Below are 15,761 nucleotides of genomic sequence, written 5' to 3' on the forward strand. Positions count from 1 at the left end.
TGCGGTAACGTACTCGATTCAGGCAGCTTTGCCTTTGCGGCGACGGGCGACCACACCCATCAGCGCCAGGCCGCCCAGCATCATGGCGTAGGTTTCCGGTTCCGGCACCGGCGCGGCGATGCTGGAGGTGCCAAACTCTACGCGCAGGCCGGTCGGGTTGCCGCCGTTCTGCTGCCAGTTGGTGACCACGAAGTCCAGCGTGTTGACGCCGGAGACAAAGCCGCTGGCGGCGTTGAACGAGGTCCAGTCGGTAAAGCCGGCGGCGGTGCTGATGACCTGGTTGTTCAGTTTAACGGTGACCGCGTTGTCAGCCGCCAGGCGGCCCGCGAACGATGCCGTGGTGGCGTTGTAGCCGGTCAGATCGAACGACAGCGTGTAGGTGTAGGTGCCGGCGCTCCAGGCGTCAAAGGTCTGGCCCTGGCTGCTGGTCGGCGTGATCCATTTCGAGTCGACGCTATTGGCCAGCCATGGACTCACCGGCCACTGATTGTCGTAGCTGATGAACGGCGCAGTGTTGGCGATCGTGGTGTCGCTGCTGGCGGCGGTCAGCTTGTAGCTGGTGTCGGTGCTGCCGCTGGTGCCGACGCCGGTGTTTTTCAGACCGGTGATGGTCGTGGTGGTGGCGGCTTGCGCCGAGCCGGCAAATGCTGCGATGGCCAGGGCGGTGGTGATGACGATGCGTTTCATGGAAGCCTCTAAAAGTAAGTTGGTGAAGTTGCCGGCGTCGATAGGGAGGCCGGGTTTTCATCATCGAACCGTTTTTTAGGGCGTCGAAGGAAGGAACTGCTGATGTCGAAATTATAAACGAGTTTTTTGAAAAATGCTCACATGCCACTTAAATTTCTTTGCAGCATGTGAGCATCGTGCAATCAGCGGTTGAAGCTACCACCTTCCGTTGCCAGCTTTTGCAGCAGCGGCGCCGGTTGCCACGCCTGGCCCTGATGGCCCTGGGCGTATTTGCGGATCGCCGCCAGCACATTCGGCAGGCCCACCGTGTCGGCGTAGAACATCGGGCCGCCGCGGTACAGCGGGAAGCCGTAGCCGGTCAGGTAGACCATGTCGATGTCGGACGCGCGCAAGGCAATGCCCTCTTCCAGGATCAGCGCGCCTTCGTTGACCAGTGCGTAGACCAGACGCTCGACGATTTCCTGATCGCTGATCTTGCGGCGCGTGATGCCGAGGTCGGCCGAGTGCTGAACGATCATGGCGTTGACCTGCTCGTTCGGATACGCTTTGCGGTCGCCGGCCTTGTAGTCATACCAGCCGGCGCCGGTTTTCTGGCCATAGCGGCCCATTTCGCATAGCAGGTCGGCGGTCTTGGAGTAGCTGATTTCCGGCTTCTCGACGTAGCGGCGCTTGCGGATGGCCCAGCCGATATCGTTGCCAGCCAGGTCGCCCATGCGGAACGGGCCCATGGCAAAGCCGAACTTCTCGGCCGCCTTGTCGATCTGCTCCGGCAGCGCGCCCTCTTCCAGCAAAAAGCCGGCCTGGCGGCTGTACTGCTCGATCATGCGGTTGCCGATGAAGCCGTCGCACACGCCCGACACCACGCCGGTCTTCTTCAGTTTCTTCGACAGCGCCAGCGCCGTCGCCAGCACGTCCTTGGCGGTGGCCTTGCCGCGCACGATTTCCAGCAGCTTCATGACATTGGCCGGCGAGAAGAAGTGGGTGCCGATCACATCCTGCGGGCGCGTCGTGAAGCTGGCGATCTGGTCGACGTCCAGCGTCGAGGTATTGGTGGCCAGGATGGCCCCCGGCTTCATCACCTCGTCCAGCTTGCGGAACACCGCTTCCTTGACGCCGATTTCCTCGAACACCGCTTCCACCACGATGTCGGCCTGGCCGATCTCGTCATACGACAGCGTGCTGCTCAGCAGGCCCATGCGCTGGTCCAGTTTTTCCTGGGTCAGCTTGCCTTTCTTCAGCGTGTTTTCATAGTTCTTGCGGATGGTGGCGATGCCCTTGTCCAGCGCTTCCTGTTTGGTTTCCAGCAGCTTGACCGGAATGCCGGCGTTGAGGAAGTTCATGGCGATGCCGCCGCCCATGGTGCCCGCGCCGATGATGGCGGCCGACTTGATCGGCCGCACCGGCGTATCGGCCGGCACATCCGGCACCTTGCTGGCCACACGCTCGGCAAAGAAGGCATGCCGCAGCGCCTTCGATTCGGTGGTCTGGATCAGGTGCAGGAAGCGGTCGCGCTCGAATTTCAGGCCGTCTTCAAACTTCATCGTCACCGAGGCGGCGACGGTTTCCACGCACTCCAGCGGCGCGGGGAACGGGCCGGCCATGGCCTTGACGGTATTGCGCGAGAACTGCAGGAAGGCTTCGTAATTCGGGTAATCGACTTGGCGGTCGCGCACCTTCGGCAGCGGCCGCGCATCGGCGATTTTCTCGGCAAAGGCCACGGCCGAGGTCAGCAGGTCGGCATCGGCGGCGAAGATTTCGTCAAACAACGCCGGCAGTTTTTCCGACAGCACCGGGTTGCCGGACACGATCATGTTCAGCGCCGGCTCCAGGCCCAGCACGCGCGGCAGGCGCTGGGTGCCGCCGGCCCCCGGCAGCAGGCCGAGTTTGACTTCCGGCAGCGCGATCTGCGCGCCCGGCATCGCCACGCGGTAATGGCAGCCGAGCGACAGCTCCAGGCCGCCGCCCATGCAGACCGTGTGGATCGCCGCCACCACCGGCTTGGTCGAGCTTTCGGCGGTGGCGATAAAGGTGTGCAGGCTGGGCTCGGCCAGCGCCTGCGGGGTATTGAATTCCTTGATGTCGGCGCCGCCCGAAAACGCCTTGCCGGCGCCGGTGATGACGATCGCCTTCACCGCCTCATCGGCCAGCGCGCGCTGGATGCCGTTGACGGCGGCGGTGCGCGTCGCCAGCCCCATGCCATTGACCGGCGGATTGTTCAGCGTAATGACGGCCACTGCGCCGTGCACTTGGTATTCAGCAGTCATGTCTCTTCCTTATGATTTTAGTGGGTGAGCTACGCGCTCACTATACCGCATAAAAGAACGATCGTATTATTATTTTGACGGGTTTTGCATGCCGAGAAGAAACTTCGTAACGCTGCGAAGCAGGCCCGTCTTTGTTGCTGCGAAGGGACAATTTACCCCCCTTATTCATTGCTCAGCTTGCTTCGACTTTAATTAGACGAAATAATAAACCAACGCCGCATATTCCCCGCCCCCGAATATCATATTAATTCTCACCAAATACCACCGCGAATAAATATCAAGGGTATTTGGATATTTATTTATATTGATAGGGATTTCCATGAACGCTCCCAGCCAGATCATCAACGTGCAGGATATTGAGTTGCAAGCCATTCACGCGGCATTGAACCGGGTGCAAGCGGTGATTGAATTCGACCTGGAAGGCAAGATCCTGCATGCCAATGAGAACTTCCTGCGCGTACTCGGCTACTCGCTGGAGGAGGTCCAGGGCCGCCATCACGCGATGTTCTGCGAACCGGAATTTGCCGCCAGCCCGGCCTATAAACAGTTCTGGGCCAAGCTCGGCGCCGGCGAGTATGAACACGGCGAGTACAAGCGCCTGGCCAAGGGCGGGCGCGAAATCTGGATCAACGCCTCGTACAACCCGATCATGGACGCCGACGGCAAGCCCTACAAGGTAATCAAGTTCGCTACCGACATCACCGACACCCGCATGCGCAACGCCGAGTACGAAGGCAAGGTCAGCGCCATCGGCAAGGCCCAGGCGGTGATCGAGTTCGACATGGGCGGCCACGTGCTGGCTGCCAACGAAAACTTCCTCGACGTCATGGGTTACTTCCTCGATGATATCAAGGGCGAACACCACCGGATGTTCTGCGACCCGGAATATGCGGCAAGTGCGGAATACAAACGTTTCTGGCAAAAATTGAATCGCGGCGAATTTGACAGTGGCCGCTATAAACGATTTGGCAATAATAAAAAAACGATATGGATTCAGGCCACTTATAATCCGATCCTGGATTTAAATGGCAAACCATATAAAATAGTTAAATATGCAAGCGATATTACCGCCCAGGTGGCGCTGGAGGAATCCGTCGCCGCCAAGGCCAAGTCGGACGGCGAGAAAATCGCCCGCCTGCTGGACTCGGTCGAGCATGCGGCCAACGGCGACCTGACCAGCAAAGTGCTGGTCGAAGGCGACGAGCCGCTGGACTTGCTGGCCGGCGGCATCAGCAAGATGATCGCCGACTTGCGTAAAGTCATCAGCGACGTGGTGATGTCGGCCAGCGGCCTGGCTGACGCCTCCACCACCATTTCCGAACGCAGCAATGGCGTCGCGGTCGGTACCCAGGCGCTCGGCGCCACCGTGGAGGAAATGAATGCGTCCATCGACGGCCTGACCAGTTCGATCAACATCATCGCCGGCAACACCACCGACGCCGACACCATGGCCAAGCAGACCCAGCACGAGGCGGAAATCGGCGCCAAGGCGGTGGCCAAGTCGATCGAGGCGATGGATCTGATCAACCGCTCGTCGGAAGACATCGGCGAAATCGTCAAAGTCATCAGCGACATCGCCAACCAGACCAATATGCTGGCCTTCAACGCCGCCATCGAGGCGGCGCGCGCCGGTGAACACGGCTTGGGCTTCTCGGTGGTGGCCGACGAGGTGCGCAAGCTGGCCGAGCGCTCGTCGCAGGCGACCAAGGAGATTTCCAAGTTGATCAACGAGTCGGTCAAGCGGGTCTCGGCCGGCAGCGAGATTTCGCGCCAGGCCAGCGACGCCTTCGACAAGATCCTCAGCGGCGTGCACCGCACCACCGAGGCGATTTCCGACATTTCCAAGGCCACCAACGAGCAGCTGCTGACCGCGCGCGAAGTCAGCACCGCGGTGCAGTACATCGCCGAGGAGGCCGAGAAATCGGCTGCCGCCTGCGACAGCATCGCCCGCTCGACGGAAGGCTTGAACCAGCGCGCAGGCGATCTGAATAAAACGGTTTCCGGCTTCACGGTGTAACCATGGAAGCCACTGGCTTTAGCCCTGCGACGCTGAGCGCGCTGATTGCGCTGGTGCGCAAGCACACCGGCATCGCCATGACTGAGCGCAAGAGCGTGCTGCTGGAACGGCGGCTGCGTCCGCGCGTGCAGGCGCTCAACCTGGGCAGCTACCAGGCGTATCTGGACAAGGTGGAACAGGACCGCGCCGAGGTGCCGCACTTTATCGATCTGGTGACCACCAACGACACGCTGTTCTTCCGCACGCCGCAGGTGTGGGATTACGTCGAAAAGGAATTTCTGCCGCAGTGGTGGGCCGCGTATCCGGGACAGCGCCTGAAAGTGTGGTCGGCCGCCTCCTCCAGCGGCGAGGAACTGTATTCGATGGCGATACTGTGCGAGGAATTCGCCGCCGCCAATGCCGGCTTCAGCTACCGGATCCACGCCACCGACATTTCGCAGCAGATCCTGGCGCTGGCGCGCGACGGCCAGTACACCGGCCGCTCCGTCGAGCGCATCCAGTCCACCCACCCGGACTGGGTCAAAAAGTATTTTCGTTCCAGCAGCAATGGCCTGCGGGTGGTTGATGCACTGAAGAAAAACGTGGAGTTGGCCCAACATAATTTGCTGACTCCTTTAAAGCCCGCCAAACAGTTTGACCTGGTGTTCCTGCGCAATGTCCTGATCTATTTCTATCAGGAACAGCAGCAGACCATCCTCCAGCAAGCGCGTTTGAGTATGGCCCCCCACGCAATCATGATTGTGGGCGAATCCGAATCGATCACGGGCCTCAACACCGCCTACCAGTTCGACCGGCCGATGATTTATCGAATGGAATAGGCGGTCAGCATGCAAGCGATCTTCACCCCTCCCGTCCAGCAGCCCATGCCGGGCGCTGCCATGCCTTGGGGCATGCCCGAGCGCGCCGACCACGGCCTGCGCGCACCGCTGCAAGTGGCCATGGGTCAACTCAAGCTGGGCGCCCGCACCGATCAGTTGCAGGCGCTGCTGGGTTCCTGCGTCGGCATCGCGTTGATCTGGAAGAAACGCGGCCAGTGCGCACTGGCGCACTGCCTGCTGCCGGAATGTCCGCAGATGGCCGACGAGTTCGGCGCCCGCTACGTCAACCAGGCCGTGCCGTCGCTAATGCGCCTGCTGGGGGCCAGCGAAGAGGACTGCGCCGATATCGAAGTGGTGATCGCCGGCGGCGCCACCATGCTCAACAGCTGCTCCAGCCGCTTGCAGATCGGCCAGCAAAACGCCGAAGCGGCGCGCAAGCACCTGCGCAAGCATGGGCTGAACGTCAGCTATTGCCGCATCGGCGGCAAGTGCGGCCGCACGCTGACCATCGATTGCGCCACCTGCACCTACGCCGTGCAGGAAATCGTCACCAATTGCTCCGGAGCTACGCATGCCTGATGCCTCGGCGGTTACCTGTACTGAATTGTTTGGCTCGTTCGTGCTGGGCGGCGATGAATTCGCCCTGCCCGCCAGTTGCTTCCGCGAGGTGGTCAACTACCCGGACAAGGTGTCGGCGCTGCCACTGTCGCCGAAATTCCTGGAAGGCGTGTTCACCCTGCGCGGCAGCGTAATCCCGGTGGTCAACCTGGGCCGGGTGTTCGATCCGGGCGCGCGCGGCGCGCTGCCGACCGACAAGATCGCCATCCTCGATTACGAGGGCGTGCTGATCGGCATCCTGTTCGACGCCACCGGCGAGATCCTGCGCGTACGGCCTGAACAGCGCAGCCGGCTGGCGTACACCGATGGCGAACAGCGCGGCGTCGTGGCCGGCACCATCCTGCTCGACCACGGTGCGCGGCTGGTGCAGATCCTCGATCCCGACACGCTGATTCATATCGAAAACGTGCCGCAGGTACGCGCCATCCAGTGCGCCGACAAGGAAACCCGCCGCCACCACGGCGAACGGCGCCAGTGCGTCAGCTTCCGCGCCGGGCCGTCCTCGTTTGCGTTCGAGATGGCGGCCATCCAGGAAATCATCCGCGTGCCGGAATTGCAGCCATCGGTGCTCAACAGCGCGCTGTGCCTGGGCCGCATCAACTTCCGTGGCGCGCCGGTGGCGGTGGTCGATTTCGCCACGCTGCTGAACGCCGCGCCGAGCCGCGAGCAAGCCGCCGCTGCGGCCGCCAGCCCGGACCAGCGCATCATCGTGGCCCGCATCGACGACGCCACCATCGGCTTCCTGGTCGACTCGGTCGACAACATAATCAATTTCTACAGCGAAGAAGTGATGCCGATTCCGCTGTTGAGCAAGGCACGCGCCGGCATGTTCGGCGGCTGCCTGTCGCGGCCGCAGCTGGGCGATATCTTCTTCCTCGATCACCGGCAGATTTTCTCTAGCAACGAAATCAAGGAAATGCGCACCGGCCACGCCAACCTGTATCCCAAGGATGAGGAACTGCTGGCCAGGAACGACCGCCGCGACGCCCGCCGCAGCCAGCGCCAGGTGTACATCACCTTTGCGCTGGAAAACAGCTATGCGGTGGAAATCAAGCAGGTGCGCGAAATCATCGACCTTAGCATGGGCGAGCTAACCCGGCCGCCCGGCCTGCCCGGCTTCATGCGCGGCATGCTGAACCTGCGCCAGCAGATGGTCAGCGTGATCGACCTGCGCAGCCTGTACCAGATGACGCCGCTGGAAGACAGCGGGCTGGCAAAAATCCTGGTGGTGGAGCGCGGCGACGAATGCTACGGCCTGATGGTGGACGCGGTGGAAAACATCATGACCATCGAGGACAGCCACCGCTTCGGCGCGCCGAAGATGATGCGCAATGCCGGCGCCCAGGGCGATCCGCGCAGCGAAATGGACGAAGTGATCGACATCGGCGAAGGCGACACGCGCCGCACGCTGAGCGTGTTCCAGTGCGACCGCCTGCTGGAACGGCTGGCGCGCGAAATTCCGGCGCTGGCGGCATGAAGGCGGGAGGAGTACAGTAGCAGGATTGCTCACTCCTTGCCTTACTGACCATGCCCTACATGTCCACCTCCCGCCGTAGCATCGCCCTGTTTATTCCGATGAGCCTGCTGGCCGTCAGCGCATATGCAATTTCGCTGTCCGACCTCAGCAACGAGGATGCGTCCAGCGGCCTGAAGGCGGCGCTGACTACCGGCACCAACGCCGCCGTCAGCAAGCTGGGCGCCGAAGGCGGGTTCCTCGACAACGCCAAGGTGCGCATTCCGCTGCCCAAGATCCTGGAACAGGCGCGGCCGATCCTGAAAATGACCGGCAAGGGCCAGCAGCTGGACGACCTGGTGGTGCAGATGAACCGCGCCGCCGAATCGGCCGTGCCGATGGCCAAGCCGCTGCTGATCGACGCCGTCAAGTCGATGTCCATCAACGACGCCAAGAACATCCTGACCGGCGGCGACACTTCCGTCACCGATTTCTTCCGTTCCAGGACGCAGGAAAAGCTGGCGGTTCAGTTCCTGCCGGTGGTGAAGAAAGTCACCGACCGTTCCGGCGTGGCCACCCAGTACAACGCCGCCATGAGCCTGGCGCCGAAGATGGGCATGCTGGCCAAGGACCAGGCCACGGTGGAAGGCTACGTCACCCAGCGCGCGCTCGATGGCCTGTACACCATGATCGCCGAAGAGGAAAAGGCCATCCGCGCCGACCCGCTCGGCACCGGCAGCAAGCTGATCGGTAAAGTGTTCGGCGCCCTCAAATAAGTTGCCTCCTCCCCTCAGCCCGGTTAGCAGGGCTTTTTTTTCGCCTTGAATTTGCCAGCGGATCGGATTAAGATGGGTAGGTAGCCTACCTATCATCCGAGCCATGACCACCGACATCTCCCCCCAAGCGATCGCCCTGGCCGACGAGTTGCGCACCGCCCTGCACCACGTATTCCGCCGCCTGCGCCAGGAGAGTGACACCGATCCATCCGGCCTGACCTTGCAGCAGAAAATGCTGATTTTGACCATCAGCCTGCAGCCCGGCATCGGCGTGGCCGAGCTGGCGCGGCAGGAAAAGCTGCGCGGGCCGACCATGAGCGGCCACATCAAGGCGCTGGAAGCGCTCAACCTGGTCAAGCGCGACGCCCCCGATCCGGACGATCGGCGCCGCAGCGGCCTGCTGCTGACCGAGCACGGCACGGCGGTGCTGGAAGAACTGCGCGCGCGCCGCCGCGACTGGCTGGCGCGCCGGCTATCACTGCTGCCACCGGAAGGCGCGGCCGCGCTGCGGAATGCCCTGGTCTATCTGAATGAAATCGGCGAATAAATGAACACTTCCATCCGTAAAATCTATTTCGGCCTGGTCACCATGATCGGCCTGGCGGCGCTCGACCAGAGCATCGTCGCCACTGCGCTGCCGCGCATCGTCTCCGAGCTGGGCGGCGTGGCGCACCTGTCGTGGGTGGTTACCGCCTACGTACTGGCGTCCACCGCCACCATGCCGCTGTACGGCAAGCTGAGCGACCAATATGGCCGCAGGCCGCTGCTGTACACGGCCATCATCACCTTCCTGGCCGGCTCCGCGCTGTGCGGGCTGGCGCAGAACATGGCCGAACTGATCGCTTTCCGCGCGATTCAAGGCTTGGGCGCGGGCGGCTTCATGCCGCTGGCGCAAATCGTCATCGGCGACCTGGTGCCACCTGCCGAGCGCGGCAAGCGCCAGGGCAGCATTGCCGCCGTGTATGCGCTGACCAGCGTGCTGGGACCGGTACTGGGCGGGCTGCTGACCGACTGGCTGTCGTGGCACTGGATTTTCTACGTCAACCTGCCGATCGGCGCGGTGGCGCTGTACCTGATCGCCAAATCGATGCCCCATGACAAGCCGCACAATGCGCACAAGATTGATTATCTCGGCTCCGCGCTGCTGACCGGCGCCATTACGGCGGCGCTGCTGGTGCTGGCGCTGGGCGGCACCGAATGGCCGTGGGACGGCCAGCAGGTGCGCTGGCTGGGCGCGCTGGCGGTGCTGCTGACCGTGGTGCTGGTGTGGCATGTGCGGCGCGTGCCGGAGCCGGTGCTGCCGCCGGACCTGTTCGACAACCGCGTGTTCAACGTCGCCAGCGTGGTGCTGGCGCTGACCTTCGTCGGCATGATGGGTTCCAGCGTGTTCTTCCCGCTGCTGTTCCAGCTGGTAATGGGGGCGTCGCCGGCCAGCTCTGGCCTGCTGACCATGCCGATGATGGTGGGACTGGTGATCTCGTCCGCGCTGGGCGGCCGCGTGCTGGCCAAGTCCGGCCGCTACAAACCGGCGCAGGTGGTCGGCCTGACGCTGGCCACGCTGTCGTTCGGCGTGCTGGCCTGGGGTATTGCCAGCTCGGCCGGCTATATGGTGCTGGAGCCGGCCATCTTCGTGCTCGGCATGGGCCTCGGCCTGGTCATGCCGAATATGACGATGGCGGTGCAGAACGCCCTGCCCGCCGCGCGGCGCGGCGTCGGCACGGCGATGCTGGGCTTCTTCCGCTCGTTAGGTGGACTGATCGGCGTGACCGGCTCCGGCGCGATCCTGGCGCAGCAACTGCACGGCCAGGCGGCCAATGCGGCCAACGCTCTACTATACCGTGACGCCATCGGCCAGATCTTCGGCGTCGGTACGGTGATGGTTGGACTGGGACTGCTGATGCTGGCCTTCCTGCCGGAAGTGCCGCTGGCGACGACGACCGCCAAACGCTAGCGGTGTCGCTCCCGCGCAGGCGGGAGTCCATGCTGAGTATGGGCTCCCGCCTGCGCGGGAGCGACGGGAAGGTTACTGGCCCAGCGCCAATGCCGGACGGCGCAAGGCCGGACGGTTGCCGCCGCCGAGGCGCTGCGTGCTGTGGGTATCCAGCTTGAAGGTGCTGACCATCTCTTCCAGCTGCGCTGCCTGCTCCTGCATGGCGTTGGCTGCGGCAGCCGCCTCTTCCACCAGCGCCGCATTTTGCTGCGTCACTTCGTCCATCGACACGATGGCCTGGTTGATCTGGTTGATGCCTTCGCTTTGCTCTTCGCCGGCGACCATGATCTCGGTCATGATGCTGGTCACGCGCTCCACGCTGCTGACGATTTCATCCATCGTGGCGCCGGCCTTGTCGACCAGCTGATTGCCGGCGTCCACCTGCGACACCGATTCCGTGATCAGTTCCTTGATTTCCTTGGCTGCTGCAGCCGAACGCTGCGCCAGATTGCGCACTTCGGTCGCCACCACCGCGAAGCCACGGCCTTGTTCACCGGCCCGCGCCGCTTCCACCGCCGCGTTCAACGCCAGGATGTTGGTCTGGAAGGCGATGCCATCGATCACGCCGATAATGTCGGCAATCTTGCGCGACGAGGTGTTGATGTTGCCCATGGTGTCCACCACTTGCGACACCAGCTGGCCGCCTTTGCCTGCCACGTCCTGCGCGCTCAGCGCCAGTTGATTGGCCTGGCGGGCGTTGTCGGCGTTCTGACGCACGGTCGAGGTCAGTTCCTCCAGCGACGACGCGGTTTCTTCCAGCGCCGCGGCCTGGTTCTCGGTACGGCGCGACAGGTCGAGGTTGCCCGCAGCGATTTCCGCGCTGGCGGTGGCAATCGCGCTGCTGCCGGTGCGGATGCTGCTCACGGTGCTGGACATCTGGTCCTGCATCTTGGTCAGGCCCTTCATCAGCTTGCCCATTTCATCGTTGCGCGAGATGTCGATCTGGTTGGCCAGGTTGCCGGCGGCGATCTGGTCGAAGTGGCCCAGCGCGTGTCCCAGCGGCCCCAGGATGGCGCTAAGCAGGCGAATCGCCGAGAAAATGATCAGCGCCGCGCCGAACACCAGCGCCACCGTGTAACCCTTGGTAAAGCCGGAGAAGAACGACTGGCTTTCGTCGTAGTGTTCCTTGGCCGACGTCAGCTGATAACCTTCCAGCTTGACCGAGGCGGCGTCGAAGATGCCGAACTGGGCCGACAAGGTCTTCATTGACAGAACTTCAATCTTGTCGGCGTCCTTGGCGCGCAGTGCGGTGATCAGGGCGACCAGTTCCGCGCGATACAGCGTGCGCTTGGCGTTCAGATCGTTGGCCAGCACTTTCTCGTCGTCGCCCAGCGGCAGCGCCAGGTAGCCTGCCCACGATTTATCGGAGTCGTTGAGAAATCCTTCGGCGCGTGAAAGGGTTTTTTCCAGGTCCGCCGCTTCCGGGTGAAATACCCCGCGGTCAATGACGAAACGCGAGCGGTTCATGAAATTCTTGGCATTGGCCAGTGCGATGGTCGAGGCCATCTGGTTGGAATACACGTCCTTCAGGGCGAAGTTGACGGTATTCATGCCGAAGATGCTGAGTACGCCGAGTACCAGCATCAGGATGCCGATGACGGACATGGTCGCGATCAGGCGCGTGCGGATGGTTATGCTATTGAACATATCGTTTTCTCGTCTGTAGAATGGACCGGGAGCGTGTCGAATAGATAACCTATCGCCGGGAATGACTTTTGCCGGGGTGCGCGCCTGGGGTGGCCGGTGTGGCCTAAAAGTGCCGTAGGGCAATAATGTAATAGCATTGACCGTTAGTAGTCAAACTATTTATTTCTGAACTTAAACAAGTTTCATGTTCCAGGCAATAAAAAACCCGGCGCGCGGCCGGGCCTGGATGCAACATTGTCAGCTAATTACGCGGTTGGCAGGCAGTAATCGCGGTACTGTTCGCGCAGCTTGTTTTTCTGGATTTTGCCGGTGCCGCCGACCGGCAAGGCATCGGCAAACACCACGTCATCCGGCAGCCACCATTTGGCCACCTTGCCGTCGAAATGCGCCAGCAGCTGTTCCCGGCTGACCTCCTGCCCCGGCCGCCGCACCACCACCAGCAGCGGCCGCTCATCCCATTTCGGATGGAATACGCCGATACAGGCGGCCTGCATCACCGCCGGGTGCGACATGGCGATGTTTTCCAGGTCGATGGTGCCGATCCACTCGCCGCCAGATTTGATGACATCTTTTGCCCGGTCGGTGATCTGCATGAAGCCGTCCGGGTCGATGGTGGCGACGTCGCCGGTCGGGAACCATCCGTCTTGCAGCACGTCACCGCCTTCATGCCTGAAATAGCTGGCGATGATCCACGGCCCTTTCACCAGCAAATCGCCGGCGCTGACGCCGTCCCACGGCAATTCCACGCCCAGCTCATCCACAATCTTCATGTCGACGCCGTAGATGGCGTGGCCCTGCTTTTGCAGGATCTTGCGCTGCGCCTCTTTCGGCAGCGCCAGGTGTTTCGACAGCAAGCCACCAGTTGTCCCGAGCGGCGACATCTCCGTCATGCCCCAGCCGTGGATGACTTCCACGCCGAACTCGTCGATCAGCGTATTCATCATGGCAGGCGGACAAGCCGAGCCGCCGATCACCGTGCGGCGGAAGGTGGAAAACTTCAGCTGATGCTGCAAGCAATAATTGATCAAGCCCAGCCAGACGGTCGGCACGCCGGCCGAGAACGTCACCTTCTCGCTTTCCATCAGCTCGTAGACGGATTTGCCGTCCAGCGCCGGGCCGGGAAACACCATTTTCGCGCCCGACAACGGCACCGAGTACGGCAGCCCCCAGGCGTTGACGTGGAACATCGGCACCACCGGCATCACCGCATCGCGCGACGACACGTTGAGCACGTTCGGCAAAGCCGATGCGTAGGCGTGCAGCACGGTCGAGCGGTGCGAATACAGCGCGCCTTTGGGATTGCCGGTGGTGCCCGAGGTGTAGCACAAGGTGGCAGCGGCGTTCTCGTCGAACACCGGCCAGGTGTAGTCGCCGGTCTGCGCGGCCAGCAAATCTTCGTAGCACAACAGGTTGGGAATCTTGCTCTCAGCCGGCATGCGGTCGGCCGCGCCCAGCAAAATCCAGCCCTTGACGGTCTTGCAATGCGGCGCGATGGCCTCGATCAGCGGCAGGAAGCAGAAATCGAACAGCAGGTACTGGTCTTCCGCGTGGTTGCAGATGTAGGCCAGCTGTTCCGGATGCAGGCGCGGGTTGATGGTGTGCAGCACGGCGCCGCTGCCGGACACGGCGTAGTACGCTTCCAGGTGACGGTAGCCGTTCCACGCCAGCGTCGCCACCCGCTCGCCCATGCGCACGCCCAGTTGCTGCAACGCTTGCGCCAGCTGCCTGGCGCGCCGCTGGCAGTCGCGGAAAGTGTAGCGGTGCAGGTCGCCTTCGACGCGCTGCGAGACGATCTCGCTGTTAGCGTAGTGGCGGGCGGCGAAGTCGATGATGGTGGAAATCAGCAAGGGCTGGTCCATCATCTGGCCCATCAGAGGTACTTGTGATTGCATGCATGTCTCCTATATATGTGAGGAAGAGTGTCGAATGCCCGCTTGAACAGCGTCAACGGTTTTCGATGCTGCACTGCCGCATTCGCTCGCTGCGGTAAAATCCGAAGCTTAGTTAAACTGGAGCACATCATTACTGCCTCTACCCTGCCGCTGGACAATTCTTTTGCGTCTTTGCCGCCTGCGTTTTACACCCGCCTGATGCCGACCCCGCTGCCGTCCCCTTACCTGGTGGGCGTCAGCGCGCCGGCTGCGCAGTTGCTCGGCCTGACGCCGGCCGATGTGGCCGCCAGCCTCGATGTCGTGATCGGCAATACCGTGCCGGAGCGCGCTTTGCCGCTGGCGGCCGTGTATTCCGGCCACCAGTTCGGCGTCTGGGCCGGCCAGCTCGGCGACGGCCGCGCCATCCTGTTCGGCGACGTCGCCACCGAACAAGGCCCGATGGAGCTGCAATGGAAAGGCGCCGGCATGACGCCCTACTCGCGCATGGGCGACGGGCGCGCCGTGCTGCGCTCGTCGATCCGCGAATTTTTGTGCTCGGAAGCCATGCACGCGCTGGGCATTCCCACCTCGCGCGCGCTGGCGGTGGCCGGCTCGGACCAGGGCGTGATGCGCGAAACCGCCGAAACCTCCGCCGTGGTGGTGCGCATGGCGCCATCGTTCGTGCGCTTCGGCTCGTTCGAGCACTGGTACTACCGCCAGAAAAACGCTGAGCTGAAAGTGCTGGCCGATTACGTGATCGAACGCTTTTATCCGGCGTTGCGCGAGGAAGCCAATCCTTACCGTGCATTGCTGGAAGAAGTCACGCGCCGCACCGCCCATCTGATCGCCCACTGGCAAGCGGTCGGCTTCATGCATGGCGTGATGAACACCGACAATATGTCGATCCTCGGCCTGACGCTGGATTACGGCCCGTACGGCTTCATGGAAGCGTTCGACGCCAACCACATCTGCAATCACACCGACCAGCAAGGCCGCTATTCCTACGCCAACCAGCCGCAGGTGGGCCACTGGAATTGCTACGCTCTGGCGCAAGCGCTGCTGCCGCTGATCGGCGAAGTAGACGAGACGCAGGCCGCGCTGGACGTCTACCAGCCGGAGTTTGCCGCCAAGCTGGACGAACTGCTGCACGCCAAGCTGGGCCTGTCTGTGCTGGACCAGCACTTCGACACCGACCGCGCATTGCTGGACGATATGTTCGCCATGCTGGAAGGCGTCGATTTCACGCTGTTCTTCCGTCGCCTGAGCGGCGTGCGCGCGGCCGACGCCAGCGGCGACGAACCGTTGCGCGACCTGTTCATCGACCGTGCCGCCTTCGATGCCTGGGCCGAGCGCTACCGTGCCCGCCTGCGCGCCGAACAAAGCGACGACCAAGCGCGCACGCTTGCGATGAATCAAGTCAACCCCAAATACGTGCTGCGAAACTATCTGGCCCAAGTGGCCATTGAAAAGGCGCAAAACAAGGACTTTTCCGAGGTGGAGCGCCTGCTGGCGGTATTGCAGCGTCCCTACGACGAACAGCCCGAGCACGAGCATTACGCCGCCTTGCCGCCGGACTGGGCAAGTCACCTGGAAGTCAGCTGTTCTTCTTAAGCGAGAAAT

At 62.5% G+C, this 15,761-nt stretch carries 12 protein-coding genes and 1 pseudogene; 9 read left to right on the top strand and 4 right to left on the bottom strand.

Annotated elements, in window-relative coordinates:
* Positions 1–18: 18 nt before the first annotated feature.
* Positions 19–687 (bottom strand): PEP-CTERM sorting domain-containing protein, encoded by a 669-nt coding sequence (locus GTP55_RS16850; protein ID WP_161046024.1) that lies wholly within the window; start codon positions 685–687, stop codon positions 19–21.
* Positions 688–869: 182 nt separating this feature from the next.
* A complete protein-coding gene (locus GTP55_RS16855) occupies positions 870–2,951 on the bottom strand; it encodes a 3-hydroxyacyl-CoA dehydrogenase NAD-binding domain-containing protein (RefSeq protein ID WP_161046025.1) in 2,082 nt (693 codons plus the stop codon).
* Positions 2,952–3,270: 319 nt separating this feature from the next.
* Here GTP55_RS16855 and GTP55_RS16860 point away from each other — a divergent pair, with 319 nt between their 5' ends.
* From GTP55_RS16860 to GTP55_RS16890, 8 genes and pseudogenes are all read left to right on the top strand, one after another.
* Positions 3,271–4,968 (top strand): methyl-accepting chemotaxis protein, encoded by a 1,698-nt coding sequence (locus GTP55_RS16860; protein ID WP_161046026.1) that lies wholly within the window; start codon positions 3,271–3,273, stop codon positions 4,966–4,968.
* Between the two features lie 2 nt (positions 4,969–4,970).
* Positions 4,971–5,786, top strand: a complete 816-nt coding sequence (locus GTP55_RS16865; RefSeq protein WP_161046027.1) for a CheR family methyltransferase — start codon at positions 4,971–4,973, stop codon at positions 5,784–5,786.
* A gap of 9 nt (positions 5,787–5,795) precedes the next feature.
* Positions 5,796–6,365: a chemotaxis protein CheD gene (locus tag GTP55_RS16870; RefSeq protein WP_229257983.1), complete on the top strand. Its 570-nt coding sequence runs from the start codon at positions 5,796–5,798 to the stop codon at positions 6,363–6,365.
* A pseudogene (locus GTP55_RS30360) lies at positions 6,358–7,293 on the top strand (chemotaxis protein CheW); the annotation flags it as partial. The gene GTP55_RS16870 and the pseudogene GTP55_RS30360, both read left to right, overlap by 8 nt.
* Before the next feature lie 117 nt (positions 7,294–7,410).
* A complete protein-coding gene (locus GTP55_RS30365) occupies positions 7,411–7,881 on the top strand; it encodes a chemotaxis protein CheW (protein ID WP_371868372.1) in 471 nt (156 codons plus the stop codon).
* Positions 7,882–7,940: 59 nt separating this feature from the next.
* The gene (locus GTP55_RS16880; RefSeq protein ID WP_161046029.1) at positions 7,941–8,633 is read left to right on the top strand and encodes a DUF4197 domain-containing protein; all 693 of its coding nucleotides are present in this window, start codon (positions 7,941–7,943) and stop codon (positions 8,631–8,633) included.
* Positions 8,634–8,736: 103 nt separating this feature from the next.
* Positions 8,737–9,180, top strand: coding sequence for a MarR family winged helix-turn-helix transcriptional regulator (locus tag GTP55_RS16885; RefSeq protein ID WP_161046030.1), 444 nt, complete (start codon positions 8,737–8,739; stop codon positions 9,178–9,180).
* On the top strand, positions 9,181–10,584 hold the full coding sequence (locus GTP55_RS16890; protein WP_161046031.1) for an MDR family MFS transporter: 1,404 nt from the start codon (positions 9,181–9,183) through the stop codon (positions 10,582–10,584).
* Between the two features lie 72 nt (positions 10,585–10,656).
* Here the strand turns inward: GTP55_RS16890 and GTP55_RS30215 are convergent, their stop codons facing one another.
* Together GTP55_RS30215 and GTP55_RS16900 are read right to left on the bottom strand one after the other, a co-directional pair.
* Positions 10,657–12,270 carry a methyl-accepting chemotaxis protein gene (locus GTP55_RS30215; protein WP_161046032.1) on the bottom strand — a complete coding sequence of 538 codons (1,614 nt, stop codon included), beginning with the start codon at positions 12,268–12,270 and terminating at the stop codon, positions 10,657–10,659.
* 245 nt (positions 12,271–12,515) lie between these two features.
* On the bottom strand, positions 12,516–14,162 hold the full coding sequence (locus tag GTP55_RS16900) for a 3-(methylthio)propionyl-CoA ligase (protein ID WP_161046033.1): 1,647 nt from the start codon (positions 14,160–14,162) through the stop codon (positions 12,516–12,518).
* A gap of 117 nt (positions 14,163–14,279) precedes the next feature.
* On the opposite strand from GTP55_RS16900, the gene GTP55_RS16905 reads away from it, so the two are divergent.
* A complete protein-coding gene (locus GTP55_RS16905) occupies positions 14,280–15,752 on the top strand; it encodes a protein adenylyltransferase SelO (RefSeq protein WP_202423750.1) in 1,473 nt (490 codons plus the stop codon).
* The last annotated feature ends 9 nt before the right edge of the window (positions 15,753–15,761 follow it).

Origin of the sequence: Duganella margarita, from assembly GCF_009857535.1 — a bacterium.
In the GTDB taxonomy this organism is placed as follows: Bacteria; Pseudomonadota; Gammaproteobacteria; order Burkholderiales; family Burkholderiaceae_D; genus Rugamonas; species Rugamonas margarita.

What these genes read in the sequence shown, in the direction of transcription:
- GTP55_RS16880 (WP_161046029.1), top strand. Translation starts at nt 7,941, where the DNA reads ATGTCCACCTCCCGCCGTAGCATCGCCCTGTTTATTCCGATGAGCCTG.
- GTP55_RS30215 (WP_161046032.1), bottom strand. Translation starts at nt 12,270, where the DNA reads ATGTTCAATAGCATAACCATCCGCACGCGCCTGATCGCGACCATGTCC.
- GTP55_RS16885 (WP_161046030.1), top strand. Translation starts at nt 8,737, where the DNA reads ATGACCACCGACATCTCCCCCCAAGCGATCGCCCTGGCCGACGAGTTG.
- GTP55_RS16860 (WP_161046026.1), top strand. Translation starts at nt 3,271, where the DNA reads ATGAACGCTCCCAGCCAGATCATCAACGTGCAGGATATTGAGTTGCAA.
- GTP55_RS16850 (WP_161046024.1), bottom strand. Translation starts at nt 687, where the DNA reads ATGAAACGCATCGTCATCACCACCGCCCTGGCCATCGCAGCATTTGCC.
- GTP55_RS16890 (WP_161046031.1), top strand. Translation starts at nt 9,181, where the DNA reads ATGAACACTTCCATCCGTAAAATCTATTTCGGCCTGGTCACCATGATC.
- GTP55_RS16855 (WP_161046025.1), bottom strand. Translation starts at nt 2,951, where the DNA reads ATGACTGCTGAATACCAAGTGCACGGCGCAGTGGCCGTCATTACGCTG.
- GTP55_RS16900 (WP_161046033.1), bottom strand. Translation starts at nt 14,162, where the DNA reads ATGCAATCACAAGTACCTCTGATGGGCCAGATGATGGACCAGCCCTTG.
- GTP55_RS16865 (WP_161046027.1), top strand. Translation starts at nt 4,971, where the DNA reads ATGGAAGCCACTGGCTTTAGCCCTGCGACGCTGAGCGCGCTGATTGCG.
- GTP55_RS16870 (WP_229257983.1), top strand. Translation starts at nt 5,796, where the DNA reads ATGCAAGCGATCTTCACCCCTCCCGTCCAGCAGCCCATGCCGGGCGCT.